The 12,503-nt window shown below is 61.4% G+C and carries 6 protein-coding genes; 1 reads left to right on the top strand and 5 read right to left on the bottom strand.

Annotated elements, in window-relative coordinates:
• Positions 1–36: 36 nt before the first annotated feature.
• The 4 genes from HMPREF2971_RS00860 to HMPREF2971_RS00845 form a co-directional block, all read right to left on the bottom strand.
• Positions 37–1,233, bottom strand: a complete 1,197-nt coding sequence (locus HMPREF2971_RS00860; protein ID WP_070690624.1) for a putative glycoside hydrolase family 15 protein — start codon at positions 1,231–1,233, stop codon at positions 37–39.
• Complete coding sequence (pelF, locus tag HMPREF2971_RS00855) at positions 1,223–2,938, bottom strand: GT4 family glycosyltransferase PelF (protein WP_070605231.1); 1,716 nt, start codon at positions 2,936–2,938, stop codon at positions 1,223–1,225. The genes HMPREF2971_RS00860 and pelF overlap by 11 nt, the downstream gene beginning before the upstream one ends.
• A gap of 33 nt (positions 2,939–2,971) precedes the next feature.
• Positions 2,972–4,327: a hypothetical protein gene (locus tag HMPREF2971_RS00850; RefSeq protein ID WP_070690622.1), complete on the bottom strand. Its 1,356-nt coding sequence runs from the start codon at positions 4,325–4,327 to the stop codon at positions 2,972–2,974.
• 466 nt (positions 4,328–4,793) lie between these two features.
• Entirely contained in the window at positions 4,794–9,683 is a 4,890-nt protein-coding gene (locus HMPREF2971_RS00845; protein ID WP_070690620.1) for an NAD-glutamate dehydrogenase, read from the bottom strand.
• A 240-nt stretch (positions 9,684–9,923) separates the two neighbouring features.
• On the opposite strand from HMPREF2971_RS00845, the gene HMPREF2971_RS00840 reads away from it, so the two are divergent.
• Entirely contained in the window at positions 9,924–10,838 is a 915-nt protein-coding gene (locus HMPREF2971_RS00840; RefSeq protein WP_070690618.1) for a shikimate dehydrogenase, read from the top strand.
• A 96-nt stretch (positions 10,839–10,934) separates the two neighbouring features.
• On the opposite strand, the gene HMPREF2971_RS00835 is transcribed toward HMPREF2971_RS00840, so the two are convergent.
• On the bottom strand, positions 10,935–12,227 hold the full coding sequence (locus HMPREF2971_RS00835; RefSeq protein ID WP_070690617.1) for an MFS transporter: 1,293 nt from the start codon (positions 12,225–12,227) through the stop codon (positions 10,935–10,937).
• Positions 12,228–12,503: the final 276 nt, after the last annotated feature.

Below are 12,503 nucleotides of genomic sequence, written 5' to 3'. Positions count from 1 at the left end.
TGTGAAACAGCCCTTAAAATTACCGCTTACGGTAAATTACGTCTTACGGCGGTACACCACACCCTGATGCGCCCGCAGCGTGAAGCTCAAGGGCACCGGGCGGTTTGCCGCATCCACCAGGCCGGAAGGAACCTTCATGGTCACATCCTTCGAGCCGGTGTTCAGGGCAGCCCAACCGTGCGTAAAGGCACGAGTCTGAGCGGTCTTCTGAGCGATAATACCGCCGACCGGATCCCCCAGGTCGTAGGAAAGCTCCGGGGCGTGCGGAATCTCGTCGTAGGCGTCGTGGTGGGTTGCACTGATGCCGGTGAAGGCACCTCCACCGAACACCCAGAAGCCCGCCAAACCGTAGAGGAAATTCTCATCCGTGCCGGTAATCGGAGCCTTGCGGTCGCTGAGCGGGGTACGCAGAATCGTCACCTTCTTCTGCGAGGCGGCGCTACGGCCACCCAGACCCGCAAAAGTAGCCCCCAGGTTCACGTCGCCCGCCGAGCCGTTCGCAATCTCACGACCCTGCATCACGGCATAGGGCGAAGACAGGTAGTCGTTCGGACCCCAGCCGAGCCACACCTCCTCAAAACCACCACCGTAGGCGCTGTGACGCTCCCACTTGCCGTAACGCAGACGAGACTCAGCAATATTGGGCACCAGAATCTTGCCAATCTTATTCAGCTCAATACCGGCGTACGCAACCAGAAAATCCAGGTGCTCACGGATCTTCGTCATGGACTCCACGCCCTGGATGGGCAGGTCCAGACCGTAGTAATCGTTCTCCACGTCGTTATCCGCCATGACCCCGTCAAAGGGTGAGTCGCGCATTTCGCGCACCACAGCGTCCACCCAGTGCCAACGATAGTCGGCGTTCCACACCTGCATCTGGAAGTGCTTGGGGTAGCCCTTCCACTCGATGCGGTCACCGTTGAGGCGGTGGGCAAAGAAATCCTTACCGGAGTTCGCCATAGACTGCGCCAGCGGGTAAGACACACCCGAAGAATAGATCGGGCCGGGCTCATAAGAGCGGGTGGAGGACAGGCACTTGTACGCCAGTACCACCATTTGAGGTGCACGCTTCTTCAGGTAGCGTGCCGCGTCCAGTTCCCAGGGCTGCAGGATTGCGACAGAGTAGTTCTTGACCGCAAAATCGAGCTGCTGCTGGGTAATGGGCTTACCGCCGTAGCGGACCCAGGCACCAAATTTGCCGGGTCCGCCCAAGCGGGTGAGTTTATTCGCCATCGTACTCCGGGTCGAATTCGGGGGCGCGAGGGGGCAGCTTGCCCAGCTCGCGGTAGATCGTGTTGTAGCGGTCCATGACCAGTCGCAGCTGGAAGAAGCTGACGATACGGTCGTAGGCGTTCACACAGTAGCGTTCGTAGATGCTGGGCTCCTCCATGAGGGTGCGCAGCGCCGCCGCGAAGCCGTGAATATCGCCGGGGATGGTCAAGATACCGCAGTTACCGATTTCGTGGCCGTCGGGGGCGACCAGCACATCATCGATGAGCTGGGACATACCGCCCACGTCGGTGCTGACCAGCGGGATGGACGCGGCCATCGCCTCGAGCGCCACAATCGGCTGACCCTCATTGTAGCTGGGCATGAGCAGCAGGTCGAAGCGGTCGAGCATCGCACGCACGTTCACGGTGCCGTGGAAGGTGATGTACTCGCCCATGTTGAGCTCTTCGATGGTGCGCAGGCACAGCTCGTAGTACTCGGGCAGGTGGTCCTTGGGGCCGAGCACGTCCAGGTGGAAGTTCACCAGACCCTGATCGCGCAGCACCGCGAGGGAGCGAATCAGGTCGGTCAGACCCTTAATGGGCACCACGCGGGCGATGAACACGAAGCGCCACACGTGGCCGCGGCCCTCAGCGAGGATGCGGGCACGCGCCGCCTGGCGGGCGTAGTAGGCTTCCGCCACGGACTCGATGAGCATACCGTTAGGCAGAATGATTGCGCGGTCCTTGTCACCCTCGTTCATCTGGTCGATGGGCGCGCCAATACCGCGTGCCTCTTCCAGTGCCTTGGGGTACAGGTAGGTTGCCATGTCGGCGCTGGGGTAGCAGAAGCGTCCCATTTCAACGAACCAGACGGACCAGGCACGCTCGTCGAGGGTGACCGGGCCCAGGCCGGGGTGCTCACGCTCCTCATTGAGGAAGGCGTAGTCGGTGGTGACGGGCTTCGCCATGTTGCGTTCGAGCTTGGTGTTCACGGTGTCGCGAATGTACAGGTTGTGCTCGGTCAGCAGGAAACTGGTGCCGTGGTCACGTGCGGCTGCGGCGGCGATGAGTGCAGCGTAGCCGGTGGTGTGGGCGTGGTAGACGCGGGCGTGCGGCATCCGCTCGTGCAGGATCGCAAAGAGGATGGAGACGAAGTCGCGCACCTTCCAGAAGAGCTCACCGAAGGGCACCTCGGAGAAGAATCCCAGACCCGCAATCGCCTGCATGAACTCGCGGGTTCCGAAGAGGCCGAAGAGGTTGTAGCTGCGGGTTGCGGGGTTGATGCCCTCGTCGTAGAGCTTCCAGAGGGGGTTCACGTCGCCGGCGATGAGGGCGCTGAAGCCGTCCATGAGGCGGTTGGTGAGTGCCTGACGCTCCGCAAAGTTCATGCGCAGTGCGGAGGGATCGCAGGCTTCTGCGAAGGCCTCACGGTTGACTTCCAGGCTCAGGTACAGCACCTTGACCCACTTGACGTTCTCGGGCATGCCGTAGAGGTCTTCGTGGGGGGAGTTCTTATCCCAGGCGATGTGAATAATGCCGTAGGTCAGATCCGGGTTTTCGCAGACAATATCGTGCACCACCGCGGACACACCACCCTTGAGGTAGGGGTAGGTGGATTCCATGATGATGGCGACGTCAACGTCCGGGTATTCGGGGTCGCTGTAGTGGGGGCCGGGAGCCGGAAGCTGCAGCGGCGCGTAGTGGTTTCGGTACATCTGTTCAGTCATTGTCGTATGTATCTTTCGCGGACCGTGCGGTTCTTACCAGGCGAGGGCTCGACGCCAGAAGAGGGAGTACTCGGGCGCTGCCCACGCCTGACGGTAGACGCGGTAGCAGGCGAAGGCGAGCACTGCCTCGCCCACGATGATGGGCAGGTAGCCGGTCTCGTTGGGCAGAATCATGAAGGAGATGAAGAGCAGCACCAGGTGCGCTGCGGAGAGCAGCTGCACGGTGACGTACATGGTCATGTACTCAATCTGGTAGATCAGCAGTGCCACTGCAACGAAGAGGAACGCCACGACCAGGCCGGAGAGCGCCAGCGGGTAGGACTGCGGCAGGAAGATGTACATCAGGATGCCGGTGACAATGGCGCTGGCGATGTAAATCAGCAGGGAGTTGCGGATAGCGTGGTTGGAGGTGCGCAGAGCCTTCGAAGACTCCGCCTGAACACCCTTGTAGGGCAGGCGGTCGAAGATGGTCCACAGGTGCTGGATGCTTGCGTTGACGCGGTCTGCCTCCACCACGAAGAAGTAGTTGTAGGCGATAACGCAGGGGATCAGGCTCAGGTAGATTGCCACGACGTTAATCTCGCCGCCGGTGACCAGGAAGAGCATGTACTTATCGGCCCAGATGATGGAGCCGGTGAAGAAGCCGCGCAGGGCATCGAGTGCAATGTCCTTGAGCGGGATGCGTGCGAAGTGCAGCAGGTGCACCAGGTCCTTACCGAGGCTCACCAGCAGGATGAGCGAACCAACCAGCGGCGGCAGGAACCAGATGATGGGGTAGCAGAGCAGGGCGAGAGAGTAGCCGAGCCACGCGATGAACCAGATGATGCGGTTCTTCGCGAGGTTCGGGATGACCAGCAGCTGCGCGAACGCAATATTGAGAACACCCAGGACAAAGAACGCACCGAATGCAGTCGGGGACCAGTGGAGGACGAGGGCGACCGGTACGGCGAAGAGCAGTACCAGCGGCATGGTCATGAAGAAGAGGTAGAGCCAGTTGCGGGTGAACGCGGTCAGGTCGGTAATGTCCTGGAACTGCGGCTCGGACATGCGTGCGCGTACGGCGCGTGCTTCGGCGCGCTTGAGCTGGTGCTCAAGGGTTTCAGCGTGAATACGCAGGCCTTCGCGGGCGTCCGCAATCTTCTTGTGCTCCATCTGGATAGCACGGTAAAGGGGCAGGCAGGCTGCCTGGCTGAGCCAAGGAACGGTAATGGATGCTGCCAGGATCACCTGAATCAGGGGTACACCATCGAGGTTGTACCGGTTAATCGTCGGGGTGACGATGGGGAAGATGGTGGTCAGCAGTGCGACCGGAGAGACGTAAAGCAGAAAGTTAATGAGGAGGCGCCATGCGCTGTTGCTTTTTTCCTCAGTACCGTGGTTGGTAGACAATCTTGCAGACTTTCAGTCGATAATCGTAAAGATTAGGGGCAGTGTGTTTTAACAGCACCGTGTGACGTGCCAGGGGAAAGAGTCGTCGTACCGAGAAGTGCCGGGTCCCCATGGTTTGCGCTGATGCCGCCGTGAATCAATATACGGCATATATCAACTAAAACCTTTGGTTTCCTTAACCCTCTACTTGATATTTGAAGGGATTTAGGACACACCCCCATAATGTGCATCACGCCAAAACGCAAAACACCTAGTGAGAGCAGTGTTCTGCGCAATATGTGTAGGGTGCAACAACCCTGAGAAGGGTATTCCCAAGCGATACGCCCACACGCAGGGCGTCAATATGCAGGATGTCACTATGCAGAGTGTCCCCACCCAACATGCTCCTGCGCAAAAGCATCCCGGCCCCTCCGACCGGGAGGGAACCGGGATGCTCTAAGCGGCGACCCTAACGGGTCTTATTTACTTAGGATGCGCTAGCGAGGGTGCGCAGTGCTACGGACACTACAGCCAGTCGCGGGTGACCGGTTGCATCCGGAGCTGCCTCAGCAATCTCCTCGAGGATGCGGTCGATGTTACCCACGCGGGTCGGGTGCTCCTCAATCCAGGTTGCCAGCGCCTGCTGTGCACCATCCACGGTGGAGAAGTCGCCCTTCGCGCCCTCAGCCACGGACAGTGCGAGGCTTGCAGCAGTCTCGTAGAGGCTGCCGCGCATTGCCTGGCGTGCCAGGATCTCCCAGCGGTCGCTGCGGGGCAGGTCGGAGATGAGGCCGAGCAGTTCGTCCACCTTGAAGCGGTCGTAGGTTGCGAAGTAGACCGGTGCCAGCGAGGTTGCCTCGAAGTCGTGATCGGCGGCCGAACGAATCACGTCCAGCAGGGCGTAGCCCTCGAAGCCGCGAATCCAGATGACGATGAGCTCCTCGGGCAGGCCCCATGCCTCGCCTGCGTCACGCTTTGCACGGACGCGAGCGCGGGAGGTGCCGGAGAGGTACTCGGGCAGGTTGCGACGCATCTCGACGACGGAACCGAAGTTCTCGAGCAGCTCGGAGATGGTTGCGCCAGCGACCACGCCACGCTCGGTGATGAACCAGCGGACCGCACGATCCAGAACGCGCTGGTTGTCGCGTAGGACGGTGAACCATGCATCCAGCGGGGTCTTCGGGGGCAGTTCGCGGTGCAGCTTAGCTGCGGTGCCCAGCTCGAAGAGCTCACGAGCGACGATGAAGGCGCGTGCGACGGAATCGATACCGACGTTGAACTCCTCCATGATGCGGTATGCGAAGGTGATACCGCCGATGTTGACCAGCTCGTTGGCGACGCGGGTGCAGATGATTTCCTTACGCAGCGGGTGCGAGTCCAGGTGCTGACCGAAGCGCTCGACGAGTGCTGCCGGGAAGTAGCTGCGCAGAACGCCTTCCAGGTAGGGGTCGTCCGCGAAGTCGGTCTGCTCCAGTGCGTGGGTGAGGTAAATCTTCACGTACGCAGCCAGGACGGACAGCTCGGGGCGGGTCAGACGCTCGCCGGTGTTCTCCAGGCGTGCATCCAGCTCCTCGTCGGTGGGCAGGAACTCGACGGCGCGGTTCAGGCCGGCGTGCTCTTCCAGGTCGTGCATGAGGCGCTTGTACAGGTTGGTGCCCAGGAAGGAACCGTGGAACTCGCCCTGCAGCAGAACGTTCTGCTCAACGTTGGTCTCGAGGACCTTGCCGCCGACCTCGTCCTGCAGGGACTCGATGAAGGAAGCACGCTCTTCAACGGGCAGTTCGCCGCGTGCCACGAGGCGGTCCACCAGAATCTTGATGTTGACCTCGCGGTCACTGGTTTCCACACCTGCGGAGTTGTCGATTGCGTCGGTGTTGAGGATAACACCGTTGAGCGCAGCCTCAATACGGCCCAGCTGGGTGAAGCCGAGGTTACCACCCTCGCCAACAATCTTGGCGCGCAGGTCCTTGCCGTTGACGCGCAGTGCGTCGTTAGCCTTATCGCCAACCTGTGCGTTGGTCTCGGTGGAAGCCTTCACGTAGGTACCGATACCGCCGTTGTAAATCAGGTCGACCGGTGCCTTGAGGATGGCAGAAATCAGCTCGGTCGGTGCCAGCTCGGTGACGGACTCGTCCAGGCCCAGAACCTCGCGCACCTCGGGGGTGATCTCAATGGACTTCAGGCCACGAGAGTACACGCCACCACCGGCGGAAATCAGGTCGCGGTTGTAGTCCTGCCAGGAGGAACGGGGCAGGTTGTACAGGCGCTGACGCTCGTCGAAGGACACTGCCGCGTTGGGGTTCGGATCCAGGAAGATGTCGCGGTGGTCGAATGCTGCGACCAGGCGGGTTGCCTTGGAGCGGAGCAGACCGTTACCGAACACGTCACCGGACATGTCGCCGATGCCGACTGCGGTGAACTCTTCGGTCTGAGCGTCGTGGCCCAGCTCAGCGAAGTGACGCTTGACGGACTCCCATGCACCACGTGCGGTGATGCCCATTGCCTTGTGGTCGTAGCCGACGGAGCCGCCGGATGCGAAGGCGTCGCCCAGCCAGAAGCCGCGCTCCAGGCTGATTGCGTTTGCGGTGTCGGAGAATGCTGCGGTGCCCTTATCCGCTGCAACGACCAGGTAGTAGTCGTCAGCGTCGCGTGCCACAACACCCTCGGGGCGGACAACGGTCTCGGAGCCGTCGGTGCCCACCGCAAGGTTGTCGGTGACGTCCAGCAGGGAGCCGATGAAGACCTTGTAGGACTCGCGACCCTCGGTGATCCATGCGTCACGATCCACTGCGGGGTCGGGCAGCTGCTTGGGGTAGAAGCCACCCTTCGCGCCGGTGGGGATAATGACGGCGTTCTTCACCATCTGTGCCTTGACCAGGCCGAGCACCTCGGTGCGGAAGTCGTCGCGGCGGTCCGACCAGCGCAGGCCACCACGTGCGACGCTACCGAAGCGCAGGTGAACACCCTCAACGCGCGGGGAGTAGACGAAAATCTCGAACTTGGGGCGGGGCAGGGGTGCGAAGTCAATCTCCTGCGGTGCCACCTTGAACGCGAGTGCGGGACGGTCAGCAAGGTATGCGTTGGTGCGCAGGATAGCGCGGATAACCTTGCCGAGGGAGCGCAGGTAGCGGTCAGCGTCCAGGGTGGGAATCTGGTTCAGTTCCTCAACCAGGGCTGCTTCGATTTCGTCACGGCGTGCATTGCGCTGCTCATCGTTGAGACCGTTGTTCGGGTCGAAGCTGACCTCGAAGAACTCGACCAGGTGCTTGGTGATGGCCGGGTTAGCGAGCAGGGTGTTCGACATGAAGGACGGGGTGTAGCCCAGGCCCAGCTGAATCAGGTAGTGGTTCAGGGCACGGAACAGACGTACTTCCTGCCAGGTCAGGCCCTCAGCCAGGATCAGGCGGTCCAGGGTATCGGACTCGCGCTCACCGAGCAGGTAGGCGTTCAGGGCATCCTCGTAAAGGGAAGCCACAGCGTTTGCATCCACGCCCTCGGGGAATTCAACTCCGAAGTCGTAGAGGTAGCCGTAGTCTTCGCCATCCTCAGGCTTGAACTCGTAGGGCTTCTGATCAACAACGACCAGACCCATATTCTGCATAACCGGCAGAAGCTCGGTGAGGGTGTGAGGTGCGGACAGGTAGGTCTTCAGTCGGGTGGTGTTGGCTTCGCCGGCTTCAACCTTGATTGCGGCGGGCTTCTGGCCCGAGAGAGATTCAAGAATCACGATATCCTCGATTGCTTGTTCTACTGTGTAATCGGCTCGGTAGGCTGCGCTAGTCGCATCTGCCCAGGCTGATGCGAGTCGGCGGCCTGCCGCTCCGGGTTTCCATGCCTCAATAGCAGCTGCGGTTGCTTCCACCCAGGAGCGGGCGGCTTCTTGCAGTCGCTTTTCGAGAGCTTGATGATCCGTCTTCGGCACATCGTTGGGGTTGGTGAGCCGAATGCGGAAAAATAGACGCGCCAACGATGAGGAGGACAGGTACACCTCATGGTCGATGGCACTAAGATCAAATTCCTGTTGGAACACCCGCTGGATACGGGAGCACACGTTCGTGTTGTAACGATCCCGAGGCAGGTACACCACGGCGGAAATAAACCGGTTGAACCGGTCAGCGCGCAGGAACAGGCGGGTCTTGCGGCGCTCCTCCAGGCCCATGATGCCGCCGAACGTATCGGTCAGATCATTAGCGGAAGCGTGCAGCAGCTCCAGGCGCGGGTAATCCTCCAAGGCACCCAGAAGCGCCTTGTCAGAGTAAGAACCGGGGTGGTAGCCGAGGCGGCGGCGCACCATCGCGATACGCTCACGCACCAGCGGAGTCTCAATAGCGGGCAGTGCGTACGCCTGGCGGGTGAACAGGCCCAGAATGACGTACTCACCAATCACGCGGCCATTCAGGTCGAAGCGGCGCACACCAATGTAGTCCAGGTAGTCGTTCCGTGCGACAGTGGAGCGGGAATTCGCCTTCGTGATGTACAGGGGGCGCGGGAACAGGGCACGCTCCAAGGTCTCACCCGAAAGGGGGATGCGGCTCCTACCCTCCGTGGTGCGCAGAATACCGAGCGCCGAACCGGGGCGGTCCACCAGCGAAATAGCGCCGGAGGTGCCGTCCAGCACACGCTCCTTAACACCCATAAACACGAAGTTGCCGCGGGCCAGCCAGCGCAGGAAGTCCTGTGCCACCTCCACACGGGATGCAGGCTCCACACCGCGCGGGTTGGCGGCATAGGATTCCTCACCATGACCCAGGGTTGCGCCGCGCAGGTCGTACATGGACTGCGCCAGGTCGAAAACGCGGGCGACCATAGCATCCAGGTCGGTGTGGCAGGCACGAACGTCAGCGAGGACGCGTTCAACTTCCTTCTCGCAGCGGCGCTGCTCTTCCTCAGTGAGGTAGCGGGTCAGGCGAACCGCAATCCAGGCTTCAATAGCGACAGTGGTACCCGCCGGGGCGTTCTCGCTGAGCTTGAGGGAGGGCACGCCAAGAGTGGCGGTATCACCGCTGGCAAGGTTGCCGCGCATGCCGGTGCCACGCAGGCTCAGAAGGGTACCGTCCGGGCCGCGTTCAGCGAGGAAGGTGGGGTGAAGAATGGTGACGAAACCACCAAAGTGTGCGGCAAGGCATGCGGTCAGGGAGCTGACGATGTGCGGCATGTCGTCGGTCGCGACGTATAGGGTGGTGTTGTACTCGTCGTTGCGTGCGGCAACGACAGCGGTCTTAGGCAGGCGGATTTGAGCCAGCGCACGGTGGGTGCGAGCCAAATCCTCTAACTCTGCCGGGGTGAACTCTTCACGCTCATCTTCGGGGCTGTTCAGGAAATACTGCTCGACCCATGCATCGGCGCCAGCGAAGTGTGCCATAGCCTTGTCAGTCATTGACAATCTATCCTCCGAATATCGGTATCACTTCACTGTGACGGTGTCTGTGTGGTCTCATGTGCGCGCCGTGGCGCGCGAGCACTTATACCAAGCTTATACCTTCGAGGTGTTTCTGTCAGACATATCGCTCTTGTGGGCGTAGAAATTATTTTTATCTTCTTCCCAACTCCAGCGCGCATTTGGTACGGGTTCAAGAAAGTAGGTGCATCTTACGAGGCGGACACGTACAGTGAAACTATGAGTTTGCGTACTGAATCTTTCCTAGTGGGCCTCATTGGTGACGGCATCACCTCCTCCCTGACCCCTCCCATGCACGAGGCAGAGGCGGACGCGCACGGGGTGCGCTACCTGTACCGCCCCGTCGACCTGGACGCCCTGAACCTGGATGGCGCCTCCGCACCGGCGCTTCTGGATGCGGCGGCACTGCTCGGCTTTAACGCTTTCAACATCACGCACCCGTGCAAGCAGTCGGTCATGGAGCACCTGCACGAGCTTTCGGATGCGGCACGCGCCCTGGGCGCGGTCAATTGCGTGGTGATTGGCGAGGACGGCAGCTTCTACGGCGATAACACGGACTACTCCGGGTTCATTGCGGGATTGAAGCGCGGTCTGCCGCAGGTGGCGGAGAATCCGGCGCGCCTGGAGCACGTGGTGCAGCTGGGTGCTGGCGGTGCCGGTAGCGCCACGGCGTACGCCCTGTGCCGCCTGGGGGTGCGCCGCCTGAGCCTCTTCGAGCGTGACGCGGCGAAGGCTCAGGGGCTTGCGGAGCAGCTGGGCGGGCTCTTCCCGCAGACCCGGATCGAGGTGCTGAGCGACGATGAGCGCCTCATTGAAGCTCTACTGGAAGCTCAGGGTTTGGTGAATGCGACCCCGGTGGGTATGCACGTGCATCCGGGTATGCCGTTGAGTGAGTCGGCACTGCGCGCCGAGGTGTTGCGTGAGGGCCTGTGGGTTGCGGATGTCATCTACCTGCCGCAAGAGACGCAGCTGGTGCGCGCGGCGCGTGCCGCCGGGTGCGAGGTGCTGACGGGTGGCTATATGGCGGTGGGTCAGGCGGTGGATGCGTTCCGCCTCTTCACCGGACTGGAGCCGAATGCCGAGCGCATGGCGGCGCATTTTGAGGCGCTGATTGCGGCACAGCAGGGGGTTTAGAGAACCAAACGCAGAGAACCACATGCAGGTGGGGCTGGATAGTTATCTATCCAGCCCCACCTGCATTTATTCTGTATGTGGAATATATTCTGTGGGCTACACGTCCAGCTCCGCAAGGGACTTCTTGTACCCCTCACGAGCCGTTAGCGCACCCAACGCCACGAGCGCGCACATAGCGACCGTGAACACGGCGGGCAGCACCGCGTTATGCAGGTCGGCACCGGCGAGGCTGGTCGCTACGGCGGGGGCGACGCCTCCAGAAATTGCGAAGCCAATCTGGGTACCCAGCGCCAGACCGGTCACGCGCACGCGGGTCGGGAACATCTCCGCATAGAAGGCGGGCCACACGCCGTTCGCCATGGAGTAGAGCGCACCGTGCATGAGCACACCGTAGGCGAAGATACCCACCCAGTTACCCTCGGCAATCGCGCCGAGGTACGGGAACATCACCAGGGAAGAAGCAACCGCACCGGTAATAAACACGGGCTTGCGGCCAATCCGGTCGGCAAGCATGGCGGCAAGCGGAATCGCAATCAGACCGAGGGTGTTGGAGGCGACCGGCACCAGCAGCATGGTGCTGCGGTCAAGACCGTAACCCTTGGTTGCGAAGGAGAGCGCAAAGGTCGTAAAGACCATGTTCACGGTGTTGACCATGGCGCACACGGCGATGGTGAGCACGGCACGCTTATGGTGCTTGAAGACCAGCATGAGCGGGGATTCGGTGAGCTTTTCACGCTGCAGGTAGGCGGGCGGCTCGGAGAGGGTGCGGCGAATCAGCCAGGCGGTCACGACCACGAAGGCGGAGAGCCAGAAGGGTACGCGCCAGCCCCAGGTGAGCAGGTGCTCGTCCGGCAGGGCGGCGAAGGGAATGAACACGGCGGTTGCCAGCAGTGAGCCGAACTGGGTGCCCTGCAGGGTCCAGCTGGTGGTGAAGGCGCGCTGGTGTTCGTTGGCGTGCTCCAGGGAGATGGAGATGGAGCTTGCCTGCTCGCCGGCGGCGGAGAGGCCCTGAAGCATACGGCAGGCTACTAGCAGGGTGGGGGCGAGGATACCCGCCTCGCTGTAGGTTGGCAGGCAGCCAATGGCGAAGGTGGCAAAGCCCATCAGGAAGAGCGTGAGCATGAGGACGAATCGGCGGCCGTAGCGGTCGCCGAGGGGTCCAACGATCATGGCGCCGAAGGGTCGCACAACGTAGGCGACGCCCACAACCACCATGGACTTGAGGATGCCGATGGCGGGGGTGTCTTCGGGGAAGAAAATGCGGTTGAGCACGATTGCGGCGGCGGTGCCGTAGACGGCGAAGTCGTAGTATTCGAGGGCGGAGCCTATCCAGCTGGCGAGGGCGGCTCGTCGTGGTGATCGGGCGGGCGCGTCGGTGCGTCGGCTCATAGGTGGCTCCTTCGGTGGTGTACCCGTTGGGAGGGGCGGGGCCGCGGTGTGGGTGGCCCGCGCGGTCTGTCAATGTGCCCTTCCAGTGTAGGGAGCGCACCGCCTGTTTTCCATAGGGTTACCTAAGTTCCCAAGGTTTGAAGTAGTAATAGCGGACGGACACCTCCAGCACCAACCCCAGTCAGTTCATAAGCGATAAAGAAATTTGTAATTTCAAAAATGCGCGACAGGACTTTCGCACCCAACCCACGTAAAGTGAATATCACCTCGGCAGGA

This window comes from Rothia sp. HMSC066G07 (assembly GCF_001814485.1).
In the GTDB taxonomy this organism is placed as follows: Bacteria; Actinomycetota; Actinomycetes; order Actinomycetales; family Micrococcaceae; genus Rothia.
Note: the sequence above shows the minus strand (reverse complement) of the source record. Positions and strands in the feature narration are given on the sequence as shown.

Coding starts and splice junctions, on each gene's coding strand:
- HMPREF2971_RS00840 (WP_070690618.1), top strand. CDS start 9,924: ATGAGTTTGCGTACTGAATCTTTCCTAGTGGGCCTCATTGGTGACGGC.
- HMPREF2971_RS00835 (WP_070690617.1), bottom strand. CDS start 12,227: ATGAGCCGACGCACCGACGCGCCCGCCCGATCACCACGACGAGCCGCC.
- HMPREF2971_RS00860 (WP_070690624.1), bottom strand. CDS start 1,233: ATGGCGAATAAACTCACCCGCTTGGGCGGACCCGGCAAATTTGGTGCC.
- HMPREF2971_RS00845 (WP_070690620.1), bottom strand. CDS start 9,683: ATGACTGACAAGGCTATGGCACACTTCGCTGGCGCCGATGCATGGGTC.
- pelF (WP_070605231.1), bottom strand. CDS start 2,938: ATGACTGAACAGATGTACCGAAACCACTACGCGCCGCTGCAGCTTCCG.